Annotated in this window: 15 protein-coding genes; 11 read left to right on the top strand and 4 right to left on the bottom strand. The window is 65.2% G+C overall.

What is annotated here, in order from left to right; genetic code table 11:
* Positions 1–104 precede the first annotated feature (104 nt).
* The gene (locus tag J2R78_RS22650; RefSeq protein ID WP_225161409.1) at positions 105–914 is read left to right on the top strand and encodes an MlaD family protein; all 810 of its coding nucleotides are present in this window, start codon (positions 105–107) and stop codon (positions 912–914) included.
* A gap of 172 nt (positions 915–1,086) precedes the next feature.
* Positions 1,087–2,304: an alpha-hydroxy-acid oxidizing protein gene (locus tag J2R78_RS22645; protein WP_253606904.1), complete on the top strand. Its 1,218-nt coding sequence runs from the start codon at positions 1,087–1,089 to the stop codon at positions 2,302–2,304.
* A 205-nt stretch (positions 2,305–2,509) separates the two neighbouring features.
* Here the strand turns inward: J2R78_RS22645 and J2R78_RS22640 are convergent, their stop codons facing one another.
* A complete protein-coding gene (locus J2R78_RS22640; RefSeq protein WP_076830096.1) occupies positions 2,510–2,914 on the bottom strand; it encodes a hypothetical protein in 405 nt (134 codons plus the stop codon).
* A gap of 74 nt (positions 2,915–2,988) precedes the next feature.
* On the opposite strand from J2R78_RS22640, the gene J2R78_RS22635 reads away from it, so the two are divergent.
* The gene (locus J2R78_RS22635) at positions 2,989–3,603 is read left to right on the top strand and encodes a TetR/AcrR family transcriptional regulator (RefSeq protein WP_253606903.1); all 615 of its coding nucleotides are present in this window, start codon (positions 2,989–2,991) and stop codon (positions 3,601–3,603) included.
* Between the two features lie 96 nt (positions 3,604–3,699).
* Here the strand turns inward: J2R78_RS22635 and J2R78_RS22630 are convergent, their stop codons facing one another.
* A complete protein-coding gene (locus tag J2R78_RS22630) occupies positions 3,700–4,101 on the bottom strand; it encodes a DUF1330 domain-containing protein (RefSeq protein ID WP_253606902.1) in 402 nt (133 codons plus the stop codon).
* Between the two features lie 129 nt (positions 4,102–4,230).
* On the opposite strand from J2R78_RS22630, the gene J2R78_RS22625 reads away from it, so the two are divergent.
* Positions 4,231–5,076 (top strand): metal-dependent phosphohydrolase, encoded by an 846-nt coding sequence (locus J2R78_RS22625; protein WP_253606901.1) that lies wholly within the window; start codon positions 4,231–4,233, stop codon positions 5,074–5,076.
* 237 nt (positions 5,077–5,313) lie between these two features.
* The gene (locus tag J2R78_RS22620; RefSeq protein WP_253606900.1) at positions 5,314–6,264 is read left to right on the top strand and encodes a DMT family transporter; all 951 of its coding nucleotides are present in this window, start codon (positions 5,314–5,316) and stop codon (positions 6,262–6,264) included.
* Positions 6,265–6,282: 18 nt separating this feature from the next.
* Here J2R78_RS22620 and J2R78_RS22615 read toward each other — a convergent pair whose 3' ends face one another.
* Positions 6,283–7,239, bottom strand: coding sequence for a LysR family transcriptional regulator (locus J2R78_RS22615; RefSeq protein WP_253606899.1), 957 nt, complete (start codon positions 7,237–7,239; stop codon positions 6,283–6,285).
* Positions 7,240–7,374: 135 nt separating this feature from the next.
* Here J2R78_RS22615 and J2R78_RS22610 point away from each other — a divergent pair, with 135 nt between their 5' ends.
* Positions 7,375–7,758, top strand: coding sequence for a nuclear transport factor 2 family protein (locus J2R78_RS22610; protein WP_253606898.1), 384 nt, complete (start codon positions 7,375–7,377; stop codon positions 7,756–7,758).
* Between the two features lie 254 nt (positions 7,759–8,012).
* Positions 8,013–8,990 (top strand): tripartite tricarboxylate transporter substrate binding protein, encoded by a 978-nt coding sequence (locus tag J2R78_RS22605; protein WP_253609884.1) that lies wholly within the window; start codon positions 8,013–8,015, stop codon positions 8,988–8,990.
* 196 nt (positions 8,991–9,186) lie between these two features.
* Here J2R78_RS22605 and J2R78_RS22600 read toward each other — a convergent pair whose 3' ends face one another.
* Positions 9,187–10,872 carry a methyl-accepting chemotaxis protein gene (locus J2R78_RS22600; RefSeq protein ID WP_253606897.1) on the bottom strand — a complete coding sequence of 562 codons (1,686 nt, stop codon included), beginning with the start codon at positions 10,870–10,872 and terminating at the stop codon, positions 9,187–9,189.
* Positions 10,873–11,148: 276 nt separating this feature from the next.
* Between J2R78_RS22600 and J2R78_RS22595 the strand changes: the two genes are divergently transcribed.
* The 4 genes from J2R78_RS22595 (at position 11,149) to J2R78_RS22580 (ending at position 15,656) form a co-directional block, all read left to right on the top strand.
* Positions 11,149–12,192 carry a C-terminal binding protein gene (locus tag J2R78_RS22595; protein WP_253606896.1) on the top strand — a complete coding sequence of 348 codons (1,044 nt, stop codon included), beginning with the start codon at positions 11,149–11,151 and terminating at the stop codon, positions 12,190–12,192.
* 143 nt (positions 12,193–12,335) lie between these two features.
* Positions 12,336–13,682, top strand: a complete 1,347-nt coding sequence (locus J2R78_RS22590) for an ABC transporter substrate-binding protein (protein WP_069276553.1) — start codon at positions 12,336–12,338, stop codon at positions 13,680–13,682.
* Positions 13,683–13,810: 128 nt separating this feature from the next.
* Entirely contained in the window at positions 13,811–14,767 is a 957-nt protein-coding gene (locus J2R78_RS22585; protein WP_253606895.1) for a carbohydrate ABC transporter permease, read from the top strand.
* Positions 14,768–14,813: 46 nt separating this feature from the next.
* On the top strand, positions 14,814–15,656 hold the full coding sequence (locus J2R78_RS22580; RefSeq protein ID WP_016840579.1) for a carbohydrate ABC transporter permease: 843 nt from the start codon (positions 14,814–14,816) through the stop codon (positions 15,654–15,656).
* Positions 15,657–15,830 lie beyond the last annotated feature (174 nt).

Here is a 15,830-nt window from a genome sequence, read left to right as displayed (position 1 = left end):
TCCGACCTCACCCCGCGAGCGGGGCGAGGTGAGGAAAGCCCGCGGTGACTATCGGCGGCAAATCCGCTATCTCTTGAGACCTGCTTCGCGGACGGGTTTTACGCATGGCGCGCGCCAGCAATCTCTTGATCGGCACCCTGACGCTGGCCCTGGTCGCCGGCTCGCTCGGCGGCTGGCTGGGCTATCAGCGCTATGCCGGCATCAAGCGGATGGTGCCGTTCCGCGTCATCTTCGAGGGCTCGGCCTCCGGCCTGCGCCGCGGCGGCAGCGTCAACTTCGCCGGCGTGCGGATCGGCGAGGTGGTCTCGATCAGGCTCGACCGGCACCGCGTGGTGGCGATGACGCGGATCGAAGGCAACGCCCCGATCAAGAAGGATACCCAGGCCGGCCTCGAATTCCAGGGCCTGACCGGGATCGCCTCGATCTCCTTCACCGGCGGCACCGACGATGCGCCGCCGCCGACGCTCGGCGCCGACGGCATTCCCGAACTGACCGCCGACGCCGAAGGCACGATGGGGATCCAGGAGAAGCTGCGGGTCGCGCTGCGCAATGTCGACCGCGTCATCAGCGAGAACGAGGCCGACATCAAGGACTCGCTGCTCGGGCTCGAGAACTTCACCAATTCGCTGTCCGGCAATGGCGAGCTGATCGCCGGCTTCATCGACGCCGCCGACGACGGCATCAGCGCGGTCGACGCCAAGATGAACTCGGCCGACAAGTTCCTGAAAAGCTTCGGCAGCGACAAATATGGCGGCGAGCTGCTGCCGACCGTGATCTCGCTGCGCGAGCTGATCCAGAGCTTCGACAAGAAATCCAGCGCCATGATCGCCGAGACCCGCAAGACGCTCAGCGACGTCAGCCAGTCCGTCAACAAGTTCAACGAGAAATTTGTCGGGCCCGCCGGCAGGCGCTAGATCATGATGCGTTTGCATGGAATCGCATCATGATCTCATCTCTTTGTTTGAGCATGATCTCCGCGCAAACGCGTTCCGCGTTTGTCGCGAGGGAAAACCGGTATCCACTTTTCCGGATCATGCTCTAGTCTGGCCTTCCGACCAAGAACCAAGAACAACGGAAACGCTCAACGTGCACGACCGGACCGCAGCCCCCTCTCCGCCTCCCGTAACCGTCAACCGCGCAGCACCCGCCGTACCGCGGCATCTGCGGCGCTATCTCACGCTCCACGATTTCGAGCCGCAGGCGCGCCGGCTGCTGCCGAAATTCCTCTACGGCTACATCTCCGGCGGCGCCGAGACCGATATGGCCCGCACCGACAATCGCCGGGCGTTCGAGGAATACGGCTTCGTGCCGCGGGTGCTGCAGGACGTCTCCGGCCGCGACCAGACCGCGACGCTGTTCGGCAAGACCTACGCCTCGCCGTTCGGCATTCCGCCGATGGGCTCGTCCGCGCTGTGCGCCTATCGCGGCGACATCGTGCTGACGCGCGCCGCGGCCGCCGCCAACGTTCCGATGATCCTGTCGGCCTCCTCGCTGATCACGCTGGAGGACGTTCGCGCCGCCAATCCTTCGGCCTGGTATCAGGCCTATCTCGCCGGCCTTCCCGAGCGGATCGAGCCGCTGGTCGACCGCGTCGCCGCCGCCGGCTACGACACCTTCGTCGTCACCGCCGACGTGCCGGTGCCGCCCAACCGCGAGAACAATATCCGCAACGGCTTCCAGGTGCCGCTCGAGATCACGCCGCGGGTGTTCTGGGACACCATCACCCATCCCGACTGGCTGCTCAACACCTGGGCGCGCACCGTGTTCAACCACGGCATGCCGCATTTCGAGAACATGGACGCTAAGCAGGGCCCGCCGGTGCTGTCCAAGAATTTGATGCGCAACATCGGCAGCCGCGACCAGCTGGCCTGGAAGCATGTCGAGCTGATCCGCAAGCGCTGGCCCGGCAAGCTCGTGGTGAAGGGACTGATCGCGCCGGAAGACGCCCGGCTGGCGCGCGAGCATGGCTGCGACGGCGTCATGGTCTCCAACCATGGCGGTCGCCAGCTCGACTACACCGTCTCCGGCTTGCGCACGCTGCCGGAGATCGCGGCGCAGAAGGGCAACATGACCGTGATGGTCGATGGCGGCATCCGCCGCGGCACCGACGTGATCAAGGCGCTGGCGCTCGGCGCGGACTTCGTCTGGGTCGGCCGGCCGTTCCTCTATGCCGCCGTGGTCGCCGGCGAGGCCGGCGTGGCGCGCGCGATCTCGCTGCTGCATGCCGAGATCGACCGCGACCTCGCGCTGCTCGGCATCCGCAGCCTGAAAGAGATCACCCCGGACCTGGTGCGGAAGTTCTAGAGCGTTTTCGAGCGAAGTGGATACCGGTTCGCATGAAGAAAACGCGTCACAACAAGAGTCCAAAGCATGATCCGGAAAAGTGCGAAGCGGTTTTCCGAAAAGATCATGCTCAAACAAGGAGCTAAAGCGCGATGATGATTCAACCCAATCTCATCGCGCTTTAGAGCCCCGTTGCGATTCTATCGGAACGGGAAAGGCTCCAGGCTCACGCATAGCGCGCCGCGCCCATGCACAGCGCGGTGATCGCGAGCAGCCCGGCGGCGATGCGCTGGGCGACCGCCAGGCGCGAGCGCGCGGCTGAGGTATCGCCCGCGCTGCTGCGCAGTTGCCGGACCGCGCCGCCGCCGACGATGACCTGCACGGCGATCGCGGCCAGCGCCGCGATCGCGCCGCCCGCCAGAATCTGCTCCGACAGCCCGAACGAGCCTTCGTGGACCAGGCGCCAGAGCGTGCCGCCGGTCACGATCGCGACCGTCGCGGCGCCGATTTGCGGAAACAGCAGCTTTTCGCCGCCGAGGCCGCCGGTGCGCGCCAGGGTGAAGCTTGAGCCGGCCCAAAACACCGATGACAGGACGTGAAGGGACAGCGCTATAATGAGGGCGGTCTGCATGATGTCGCTCCGGATGGGCATTGAAATTAGATATACATAATGTATAGTCAATCTGACGAAAGCAAGGCAAACCGATGCCGCCGCGCAGCTATGTGAGCCCGGCGCGCAGCGCCGCCGCCGCCGAGACGCGCGAGCGCGTGATCGAGGCCGCCTCGCGCACATTGCGCGACGAGAGCATCGCGCGCTTCTCGCTGGATACGGTGGCGAAAGCGGCCGGCGTGACCCGGCTGACGGTCTACAACCAGTTCGGCTCGCGGCGCGGGCTGCTCGAGGCGGTGTTCGACGAGATCGCGCGCCATGGCGGGCTGCACCAGCTCGCCGACGCCATGACGATGGCCGATCCGCGCGCCGCGCTCGACCGGATGGTGGAGATCTTCTGCGGATTCTGGAGCCGGGATTCCGCGGTCGGCCGGCTGCATGACGCGATGGCGACCGATCCCGAATTCGCCGAGGCCGTGCGCGAGCGCAACGAGCGCCGCCGCCGCGGCGTCACCGCATTGATCGACCGCATCGCGGGCAAGAGCGCATCACAGCAGGCCCGCAGCGACGCCGTCGACCTGATCTTCGCACTGACGAGCTATCCGACCTTCGCGTCGCTGAGCGGGGGGCGGTCGAGCGATGATGTCTGCCGTGTCGTGCAGAGCGCCTGCCACGCGGCGCTGGCACCGCTAATCAACCCGTCATCCTGAGGAGCCGCGAAGCGGCGTCTCGAAGGATGAATCGGCCCCAGCCGGGCCGTCGACCCTTCGAGACGGCCGCGTTGCGGCCTCCTCAGGGTGACGGTGCTACGAAGGCTTGAACTTGCTGTAGGCCTCGCGCGTCGCAATGATGACGTGCTCCTCGCAGCCGTTGCGGCGATGCGGGTCGCAGCGGTCTTCGTAGTCGGCCGAGGTCATCATGTCGATGAAGGCGGCGACGCTCGGGTAGTAGACCAGCGCGAGATAATCCCAGCGCTGGCCGGCCGGCTCGCCCAGCGCGACAGTCTCGGCGCTGCCGGTCCACAGCAGCGTGCCGCCGCGCGCCTTGATCATCGGGACGGTGAGCGCGCTGTAGCGCAAATAGGCATCCCAGCCCGAGCCCTCGCCGTCGAGCGACCGCGCGCGAAACCGCATCAGATTGACCATCACGACCGGCGCCTCGCGGTCCAGCTCGTTCAAGCCTTTGACGTTCAAGAGATCGACACCCATCACCCGCCCCCGCCCAAAGCCCGTCACTCCCGCCACATCGGTCCGGCCGCAACGATTATGTCACATCGCGGGACTAGCCTGAAATACCGCCGAGCCGTAAGCTCAGGTCAGCTCTCGGAGGTCAAGGCCGTGATGACCCTTCCAGAACTAGCGGCCGACGCGCTCGGCAAGTTCCTCGGCGAGTACATGCAGCGCCGGTTCGGCTCTTCGCAGACCCAGCTGGTGGAAATGGTGCCCTCGATCGCCCGGATCGCGCTCGAATGCATCGGCAACAGCGACGCGCTCTATCACAATGTCGAGCACACCATGCTGGTGACGCTGGCCGGCCACGACATCCTGCGCGGCCGCGCGCTGCACTCGCATATGAGCGCCGAAGACTATGCCCATGTCATCATCGCCTGCCTCACCCATGACATCGGCTATGTGCGCGGGCTGTTCGAGGCCGACGGCCAGGACGGCTATCTGGTCGAGGCCGACGGCCGCAAGATCATCCTGCCGCGCGGCTCGTCGGATGCGGCACTAATGTCCTACCACGTCGACCGCTCCAAGATCTTCGTGATGGAGCGGCTCAAGGGCGTCACCCTGCTCGACAAGGAGCGCATTGTGCGTGCCATCGAAGGCACCCGCTTTCCGCTGAGCGCCCCTGATGACGATGAGGATTTCGGCGAAGAGGCCACCCTGCTGCGGGCCGCCGATTTGATCGGCCAGCTCGGCGACCCCCACTACATCCGCAAGGCCAACGCGCTGTACATCGAATTCGAGGAGGCCGGACTGAACCGCCAGCTCGGCTACGATTCGCCGGCCGATCTCGTCGAGCGCTATCCGCGGTTCTACTGGGACAGCGTCGCGCCGCATGTGCAGAAGGCGATCCGCTACCTCAACATCACCTCGAGCGGACGGCAATGGATCGCCAATCTCTACAGCAACGTGTTTCGCGCCGAGCGCGACATCTCGCTGTCGGGGCCGCAGAAATAGGCGGCGGGCCGACGAAGACCCATCCCCGTCATCCTGAGGTGCGAGCGGAGCGAGCCTCGAAGGATGAATCGGCCACAGCCGGGCCGCCCATCCTTCGAGACGCGCTCCGCGCTCCTCAGGATGACGGAATTGAGCTGCCGTAGCGCTGCGAACAACAACCGGTGTGACCACGCATGGCTCCAATCCGCACTTTCGTCTTGTCGCCGTGCCGGATTCGGGCACAACATCCATCAAATAATGACCGACCTTCGCGCTTTACCCGCACCTGCCACAACGCCACGCCGCTCGCCGCTCAACTGGCTCAATAATCAGCCCTATCTGCTGCTCAGCCTGACGTCGCTGTTCTGGGCCACCAACATCGTGCTGGCGCGGCATGTCGGCAGCCATGTGCCGCCGGTCACGCTGACCACGATCCGCTGGTTCGGCGTCTTCCTGATCCTGTTGCCGTTCGCCTGGCCGCATCTGAAGCAGGACTGGCCGAAGCTGCGCGGCGCCCTGCCGCTGATGCTGCTGCTGTCCGCGGTCGGCTTCGCCTTCAACAACGCGATCTCCTACTGGGCGATGCAGTATACCGAGGCGCTCAACGCGCTCTTGATCCAGTCGGCGGGGCCGCTGTTCGTGGCGCTGTGGTCACTGATCCTGTTCGGCGTGCGGCTGACGCCGGCGCAGCTGGCCGGCATCGCGATCTCGCTGGCCGGCGTGCTGACCATCATCCTGCGCGGCGACTTCTCCGCGCTCGCCGGCATCAGCTTCAACCGTGGCGACATCATGTTCGGCGCCTCGCTGGTGTCGTTCGGGCTCTATTCGGCGCTGATCCCGCGGCGACCGAAGATCCATCAGCTCTCGCTGATCTCGTTCACCACCTGCTGCGGTGCGCTGATGCTGCTGCCGGTGGCGGCCTGGGAGTTCGCCAACGGCGTGACGCTGAAGTTCGACTTGCTGACCGGCGCAACGCTCGCCTATGTGCTGATCTTCCCGTCCACGCTCGCCTATCTGTTCTTCAACCGCGGCGTCGCGCTGATCGGCCCGAACCGCGCCGCGCCGTTCTTCCATCTGGTGCCGGTGTTCGGCTCGGCGATGGCGATCCTGCTGCTCGGCGAGACGCTCGCGCCGTTCCATCTGATCGGCTACGCGCTGGTGCTCGCCGGCGTCATCATCGCCTCGCGGCAAGGATCCGCGAAACGCTAGCTGACGCCGAGCATACGGCTAGCTGACCTTGCGCAAGCCGGCGGATTTGCGTGGCGAATATGGCTTTGCCGCCAGCGTTTCCGTGATGAAGTCGATAAACCGCCTCACCTTGGCCGGCACGTGGTTACGCGAGGCGTAATAGACGTAGAGCGGAAAACGCTCGTCGGGCCAGTCCGGAAACAGCTCGATCAACGCGCCGCTCCTCAGGTGATCGTCGAGGCCGAGATCGATCACCTGCGCGATGCCGAAGCCGGCCAGGCAAGCGCCGAGCTTGGTTCCTGAATCGGTTACGGTGAGCCGCCCGTTGACCGCCACCGGCACGACCTCGCCGCCGCGCCGAAACTCCCAATCGAAGGGACGCCCGGTCGACGCGTCGATTGCATGGATGCACTGATGGTCGCGGCTTGCCAGCTCCCGCGGATCAAGCGGCCGGCCGTGTCGTTCGAGATAGATCGGCGAGGCCACGGTGAGCACGCGTGTATCGAGTACGCGGCGCGCAATCAGCGCCGACGGCGTCGGCTCGCCGAAACGCACCGCCAGATCAAAACCGTCGCTGACCAGATCCGCGATCCGGTCGCGGGTCTCGATACGCAGCTCCATGCCTGGATTCTGCAGCAGGAACTCGCTCAGCTTCGGCGACAGCACCATGCGGGAGAACAGCGGGTCGACATTGACCCGCAGCCTGCCGCGAACCGCATCGCGCGATTTCGAGGTCTCCGCCGCCGCCTCGCCGATCCCGGCCAGATGCGCGGCAACCCGCTCGTACAGCGCGCGTCCTTCCTCGGTGAGCTCGACGGCGCGGCTCGTGCGGTGAACCAGCCTGGCATCGAGGCGCGCCTCGAGCTTCGCGATCGCCTTGCTGACCCCGGATTGCGTCATGCCGAGCCGTTCGGCGGCCCGGCCAAAACTGCGCGCATTCGCCAGCGCCGCGAGGACCACCAGGCCGCCAACCAGCCGACCGTCAACTTCGTCCATGCCGATGCCTTTCAGTCATCCAAGAGATGACCGCCCAGTCGTAGCACTCCGCCATCATATCGGCCACTGTCGGCGCAGATCACCGGTTCGATCCGGTGCGGCCACCGCCACATCATCCATCAAGGAGATTTTGCTATGATCGACATCGAGGCCATCGCGTCCGCGATCGATGGATATTTCAACCTGATGTACGACGTCGACGATAGCCGGTTCCGCGAGGTCTTCTCCGATGCCTGCATCGTGCACGGCATCCGGGACGGCAAGCACACGGTGCGGTCGGCCGCGGAATTCCGCGACTTCATCCGCAGCCGTCCCTCGCCGGCGTCGATGAAATCGCCGCGCGAGGAGGCCATCATCAGCATCGACCAGACCGCGTCCGATCTGGCCATCGCCAAGGTACGCGTCAGGGCCGGCCAAACCGGCTTCATCGATCATCTGGTGTTTCATCGGATCGACGGCCGGTGGCTCATCACCACCAAGGCGTTTCACGTCGCGCAGGTCTTTCCGGCGGGATCGTAACGCACGGCCGACTTTCGGAATATTAGAAATATGACGCTGATTTGCCCGACGTGTCAAGCTGCCTGGTCGAGCGCCGGCCGCCACCGGCCCCTTTGCATGGGGTTGTTTTCGATATTTTTGGCAGCGCGCCCCTGCGAGGCCCGGGAGCAGCCATGCGGCGAAAGGCTGCTCCCGGCACGGCTTCCGCAGCCATGGCGGCCGGGCTAGCTTCGGCCGCAATGGGCCTGTTCAGGGTCCGCGCGGGGGACGACGACATGGTGATGGGATTGAGACGATACTGCTGCCTGGCGGCCGCAGCCGCCGCCGCGCTTGCGGCGATATCCGGAACGGCACTTGCACAGACCTATCCCACCCGCAACATCACACTGGTGCTGCCGTTTGCCGCCGGCAGCGGCACCGACACCACGACGCGGCTGATCTCCAAGGAGCTCGGCGTTGCGCTCGGCGTCGGCATGGTGATCGACAACCGGGCCGGCGCCAACGGCTCGATCGCGGCGAACTATGTCGCCCGCTCCGCCCCCGACGGCTACACGCTGTTCGTCACCACGAACACGACGCACTCGGCCAATCCGTATCTGCTCAAGACCATGAACTACGATCCGATCAAGGATTTCACGCCGATCGCGCGCACCGGCGACCTGCCCTTCATGCTGGTGATCCATCCGGACATCCCGGCGAACTCGGTCGCCGAGCTGATCGCGCTCGCCAAGAAGGAGCCGGGCAAGTACAGCTACGCCAGCGGCTCGTCGTCGGCGAGCGTCTCCGGCGCGACCTTCGCGCGCCTCGCCGGCATCGACCTGCTGCATGTACCCTACAAGAGCTCACCGCCGGCACTGACCGACGTCATCGCCGGCCGCATCTCGATGATGTTCATCGACGTGCCGACCGGGCTGCCGCACGTCAACGCCAAGGTGCTGAAGCCGCTCGCCGTCACCACCAAGCGGAAGTCGGCGCTGCTGCCGGACCTGCCGACGATGGACGACACCGTGAAGGGCTTCGATATCACCTCCTGGCAGGGCTATCTCGGCCCCGCCAACATGCCGAAGGACGTCGTCGTCAGGCTGAATGCGGAGATCCGCAAGATCATCGAGCGGCCGGATATCAAGAGCCAGCTCGCCGAGCGCGGCATGGAGGCATTCTCCGGCACGCCCGAGGAGTTCGAGGCGTTCCTCAAGGAGCAGCTCGTGCTGTGGGAAAAGCTGATCGCCGACGCCGGAATCGAGAAGCAGTAGGCGAGAACGACGCTGGGCGGACGTCTGCCAATTCCGTCATCCTGAGGAGGCCGCAGCGCGGCCGTCTCGAAGGATCGACGGCCCCGCTGGTAGCCGTGCATCCTTCGAGACGCGCGCGGGAGCGCGCTCCTCAGGATGACGGGGATACGGAAACGTTGGGTGGAATAGCGTAGCATACCCACCCTACGCGATCGCCTTACGCCGCGCGCACCTTCTGCAGGAACTCGTCGACCGCGTTGCGCAGCATGCCCGATTGCGTGTCGAGCTCGCGGGCATTCGACAGCACGTCGCCGGCCGCGGTGCCGGTGGCGGCGGCCGCCGATGTGACGCCGCCGATATGGGCGGAGATCTCGCTCGAGCCGGCCGCGACCTGCTGGATGTTGCGCGCGATCTCGCGCGTCGCATCGCCCTGCTGGTCGATCGCGGTCGAGATCGAGGCGGTGATCTCGCTCATCTGCGCGATGGTCGCGGTGATGCCGCCGATCGAGGTCACGGCCTCGCCGGTGGATGCCTGCATCGCGGCGACCTGCGCCGAGATCTCCTCGGTCGCCTTCGCGGTCTGGTTGGCCAGCGCCTTCACTTCAGAGGCAACCACTGCGAAACCGCGGCCGGATTCGCCGGCGCGCGCCGCCTCGATGGTGGCGTTGAGCGCGAGCAGGTTGGTTTGAGCCGCGATCGAGTGAATCAGCTTGACCACCTCGCCGATCTTCTCGGCGCCGGTGGAGAGCGCCTGCACGGTCGCGTTGGTGCGCTCGGCATCGGCCACCGCCTTGCTCGCGACCTCGCTGGAGCGCGCCACCTGGCGGGAGATCTCCGCAACCGAGCTGGAGAGCTCCTCGGCGGCAGCGGCGACGGTGCCGACATTGTTGGAGGCGCCGTCGGACGCAGCGCCGACGGTCGCGGCCCGCGCGCTGGCGTCGCTTGCGGTCGCGGTCATCGACTGCGCCGTGGTCTGCATGCCGGCGGCAGCGGAGGCCACCGTGCGGACGATGCCGTTCACGCTGCGCTCGAAATCGTTGGCGATATTCTCCATCGCACCACGGCGCTCGGCCTCCGCGCGTGCTTTGGTCTCAGCCTCGGCCTGTTCCAGGCCGCGGATGCGAACCGCGTTGTCCTTGAAGACCTGAACCGTGGCCGCCATTCCGCCGACCTCGTCACCGCGGCCGACGCCGGGGATGTCACCGTCGAGCTTGCCGTCGGCGATGTCGCGCATGCGGGCGCCGAGCAGGTTGAGCGGACGGGAGATGCTGCGGCCGATCAACCAGGCGACCGAGCCGGAAACGATGCCGATGCCGAGGATCGCGAGGCCGAGCAGCCAGGCAATCGGCCGCATCTTGGCATCGATATCGTCGAGATAGGCGCCGGTGCCGAGATACATATCGAAGCCGGGGACCGAGACGGCGTAGCCGAGCTTGCGGATCGGCGTCTCCTGGCCGGGCTTCACATAATCATAGAACAGCAGGATCTCGCCCTTGGTCTTCACGCCGTCCATCAGTTCCTGCGAGAGCTTGCGACCATTGGTCACGACGTCCATGCGATTGGTTCCGACCTGCTTCGGATCGGGCGCCAGCACCGTGATGCCGCTGTAGTCGGTGCCGAACAGATAGCCGGCGCCGTTGTCGTAGGTCAGGGTGTTGGCACGCTTGCCGAACTCGGCCAGTGCCGCTTCCCTGGTCAGCTTGCCGGCATCGACATCCTTCTTCAGGCCCGCCGCCATGCTCTTCGCCATCTCGACGATGGCCTTGGCCTGGTCGATGCGCGCATTCAGCATCTCCCGCTGCATCAGGTGACCGGCGAGGATGCCGGCCGTGCACAGGCCAAGGAGGGTCACCCCCACCAGAATGCCGAGCTTGGGGGTGATCTTCAGATTTGACAGCTTCACGGGGGTCTCCAGAAGAGGCGGGGAACGCGACGCGATTGGCGGATTGATTCCGCGCACCGTAATGTGAGACCCTTTACCTGATGGTTACGGAGGTTCCCCGTAGAAGCCCGGAGAATCAGGCCGCGGACCAACCGGCAATTGTGGAGAGAACAGCGCGGCTCGCGTACAAGCATGGGAAGGCGGCGACCCAGCCGCGCTCCAAGAAGCAAGAAGAATCAAGATCAAGAAGCAAACCAGCAAGAAGCAAGAACAGCAGACTCACATCGGGAGCAGACAATGTCGAAATTCAGGGTGGTCACGCCGAAGGGCGCGAGCTTCACGGTCGCCGGCGGCGGCTACGACTATGAGCGCGAGGCGCTCGATCCGATCGGCGCCGAGATCATCGAGGCGCCGGCCAATGAGGCCGAATTCATTGCGGCGGCACGCACCGCGGACGCGATCTACGCCAAGGGCATGCCGATCACCAAGGCGGTCATCGACGCGCTCGAGAACTGCAAGGTGATCACGCTCGGCAGCGTCGGCGTCGACTCGGTCGACGTCAAGGCCGCGACCGCCCGCGGCATCCCCGTCACCAACATCCCCGACACCTTCATCGAGGAGGTCGCCGACCACGCCATGATGCTGCTGCTCGCCGGCTTCCGCCGCCTGATCGAGCAGGACAAGATGGTGCGCACCGGCCGCTGGGCCGAGGGCCGCCCGGCGCTTCTGAAGATTCCGCGGCTGATGGGCCAGACGCTTGGCTTCATCTCGTTCGGCCGGGTCGCCCGTGCGGTGGCCAAGCGCGCCGCGCCGTTCGGCCTCAGGATGGTGGCCTACGATCCCTTCATCCAGGAAACCCTGATGTACGACCACGGCGTGGTCCCCTCGACGCTGTCGGAGGTGCTGTCGCAGTCGGATTTCGTCTCGATGCACGCCCCGGCGCGGCCCGAAGTGCACCACATGCTGACCGAGAAGCATTTTCGCCAGATGAAAAAGTCGGCGATCTTCATCAACACCGGCCGCGGCGCCACGGTCGACGAGGAATCGCTAATCAAGGCGCTGCAAGAGGGCTGGATCGCCCACGCCGCGCTCGACGTGCTGGAAAAGGAGCCTCCGTCGCACAACAATCCGATGCTCGGGATGGACAATGTTACCTTGACCGCCCATGTCGCCTCGGCGTCGGCACGTTTTGACGAGGCGCGCAAGCGCCGGGTGGGCTACGAATTGTCACTAGTGCTGCAAGGCATGTGGCCGGTAAGCTGTGTCAACCCGTCGGTGCTGCAAAACACCGCGTTGCGCCGCTGGCAGCCCGTCAGCATGGATCGCGGTCCGAACAGCTAGGGCGGGAATGCGTTTTTCGTGCGGGGCCCGTCTCTTGCGGGCCCTTTGTGCGGCTGGCGCCGAGACCAAAAGACCTTCACCGGCGGCCAAACGCCGGGAAGGAAAAACAACAACGAAACAATAAGAACGGGAGTGCGAACGACATGAAGTACGAGATCACGCGTCGCGACGCGCTGGTGCTGGGGGCTTCCGCGGCGGCGCTGGCGGTCACCGGCGCTTCGGCGCAGGAGGCGTCGAAGGTGAAGGCAGCCGACGTGGCGGCGCCGTCGCTGCCGATCGAAAAGGACGCCACCTTGCGTATGCTGCGGCCGGTGCGATTCGTTCAGGCCGACGAGGACGTGTTCCGCGCCAATGCCAAGAAATTCACCGACAAGACCGGCGTCGAGATCAAAGTCGACTTCGTCGGCTGGGAGGACATCAACCAGCAGACCGCCGTGACCTCGAACTCCGGCGCCGGGCCCGACATCATCATCGGCTTCGGCGACGCGCCGCACATCTATATCGACAAGCTGATCGAGCTGACCGATGTCGCCGACTATCTCGACAAGCGCTATGGCGGCTGGCTCACGCTGGCGCGCCGATACGGCATGCGCTCGAAGTCGAAGAGCTGGGTTGGCCTGCCGTTCGGCGCCTCGGGCGGCCCGCTGGTCTACCGCAAGTCGCTGGTCAACGCCGCCGGCTTCGACAAGGTGCCGGAGGACCACGCCGGCTTCCTCGAACTCTGCAAGAAGCTGAAGGCGGCCGGCAAGCCCGCGGGCTTCGCACTCGGCAACGCGGTCGGCGACGGCAACGGCTTCGCCAACTGGCTGTTGTGGTCGCACAACGCCGCGCTGCTCGATGAGGAAGGCAACATCATCATCAACAGCAAGGAGACGATCGCGGCGCTGAAATATCTGAAGGAACTCTATCCGACTTTCATCGCCGGCACCCCGTCCTGGAACGACGTTTCCAACAACCGCGCCTACTCGTCGCAGGAGATCGGCCTGACCGCAAACGGCGTCTCGCTGTATTTCTCGCTGAAGAACGATCCCGCGACCAAGGCGATCGCCGACGACACCGCGCATCAGTTCCTGATCAAGGGGCTGGCCCCCACCTCTCCGATGTCCGGCCTGACCTTGAACGCAATGGTGTTCAAGCACAGCAAGTATCCCAACGCAGCGAAGGCGTTCCTGCAGTTCATGCTCGAGCACGAACAGTACGAGCCGTGGCTCAACGCCAATTCCGGTTACTGGTCGCAGCCGCTGGCGGCCTATGCCGACGCCGCGGTGTGGTCGAGCGACCCCAAGGTCGCGATCTTCAAGGACACGATGAGGAGCCCGTACTACAACGGCTACAAGGGGCCGATCTCGACCGCGACCGGCGCCGTCAACGCCGACTATGTGCTGGTGCAGATGTGCGCCTCGGTCGCGACCGACGCCGCAACGCCCGAGGCAGCGGCCGCGGAGGCCGAGCAGCGCGCCAAGCGGTACTTCCGGCGGCAGGGCCGGTAACATCGACCTCAAGCCGCTGTCATTCCGGGGCGATGCGTAGCATCGAACCCGGAATCTCGAGATTCCGGGTCTGGTGCTAACGCACCAGCCCGGAATGACCCTGGAAGTCGGACCGAGACAAGAACCTGATGTCTGTCACCACTCTCCCCTCACGCGGCGCGGCGCTGCACCAGCCGGGCTGGCTCGCGCGCCTGTTCGACTACAAGCCGTTCCTGATCGTGATGTGCCTTGCGCCCGCGGTCGGCCTGCTGCTGGTGTTCCTCACCTATCCGCTGGGCCTCGGCATCTGGCTTGCCTTCACCGACACCACGATCGGCCAGCGCGGCATCTACATCGGACTTGAGAACTTCCAGTATCTGCTCAAGGATCCCTTGTGGTGGAACGCGGTGTTCTATTCGATCTTCTACACCGCGGTTGCAACCTTCGGAAAGTTCGCGCTCGGCTTCTGGCTGGCGCTGCTGCTCAACAACCATTTTCCGTTCAAGAGCCTGATCCGCGCCATCGTGCTGCTGCCGTGGATCGTGCCGACGGTGCTCTCCGCGCTGGCGTTCTGGTGGATCTACGATCCGCAGTTCTCGATCATCTCCTATCTCCTGGTCGACGTGCTGCACTGGCGCGACAGCAATGTCGACTTTCTCGGCTCGCCCTGGCCGGCGCGGTTCTCGCTGATCGCCGCCAATATCTGGCGCGGCATCCCGTTCGTCGCGATCTCGCTGCTGGCGGGGCTGCAGACCATCTCGCCCTCGCTCTACGAGGCGGCGATGCTCGATGGCGCCACCTCCTGGCAGCGCTTCCGCTACATTACCTTCCCGATGATGATGCCGATCCTGGCGATCGTGATGACGTTCTCGATCATCTTCACCTTCACCGACTTCCAGCTGGTCTACGCCATCACCCGCGGCGGCCCGGTCAACTCGACCCATCTGCTCGCGACACTGGCGTTCCAGCGCGGCATCGCCGGCGGCGAGCTCGGCGAGGGTGCCGCGATCGCCGTCTCGATGATCCCGTTCCTGGTGTTCGCAACATTGTTCAGCTACTTCGGCCTCGCGCGCCGCAAATGGCAGCAGGGAGAAGCCAATGACTGACGTTGCAGCCCAATCCTCCAACGTCGCCAGCGCCACGCCCGATACGATGGCGTGGGACTCCCGCGCCCGGCGCGTGGTGATGATCTATCTGCCGCTCGCCTGCTTCATCCTGATCCTGCTGTTTCCGTTCTACTGGATGGCGGTCACCTCGTTCAAACCGAACGCCGAGCTCCTGAACTACAAGGAGCACAATCCGTTCTGGATCACCTCGCCGACGCTCGCGCATATCAAGCATCTGTTGTTCGACACGGCCTATCCGCGCTGGCTGAAGACCACCATGCTGGTCGCGATCGGCTCGACCTTCCTGTCGCTGTTCGCCTCGACGCTCGCCGCCTACGCGATCGAGCGGCTGCGCTTCCGCGGCAGTCCCTATGTCGGCCTCGGCATCTACCTCGCCTATCTGGTGCCGCCGTCGATCCTGTTCATTCCGCTCGCCACCGTGATCGTGCAGTTCGGCCTGTTCGACTCGCCGCTGGCGCTGATCCTGGTCTATCCGACCTTCCTGGTGCCGTTCTGCACCTGGCTGTTGATCGGCTATTTCAAGTCGATCCCCTACGAGCTCGAGGAATGCGCGCTGGTCGACGGTGCGACGCGGTTGCAGATCCTGTGGCGGATCACGCTGCCGCTCGCGGTGCCCGGCCTGATCTCGGCCGGCATCTTCTCCTTCACGCTGTCCTGGAACGAGTTCATCTACGCGCTCGCCTTCATCCAGAGCGGCGCCAACAAGACGGTGCCGGTCGCGATCCTGACCGAGCTCGTCACCGGCGACGTCTACCAGTGGGGCGCGCTGATGGCCGGCTCGCTGCTCGGCTCGCTGCCGGTCGCGCTGTTCTACTCGCTGTTCGTCGACTACTACGTGTCGTCGCTGACGGGGGCGGTGAAGGAGTAACGGAGCTTCCGGCGTATTGAAGCGAACTCAATCTATCCCCGTCATCCTGAGGAGCGCGAAGCGCGTCTCGAAGGATCGACGGCCAGCAGCCGGGCCGTGCATCCTTCGAGGCTCGCCCAGCGGCGCAAGTGCGCCGCAAGGCTCGCACCTCAGGATGACGGGAATAGATGTGCG

The organism is Bradyrhizobium sp. USDA 4538 (assembly GCF_024171045.1).
In the GTDB taxonomy this organism is placed as follows: Bacteria; Pseudomonadota; Alphaproteobacteria; order Rhizobiales; family Xanthobacteraceae; genus Bradyrhizobium; species Bradyrhizobium australafricanum.
The sequence above is the reverse complement of the archived record's forward strand: the minus strand, read 5'-3'. Positions and strand labels throughout refer to the sequence as shown.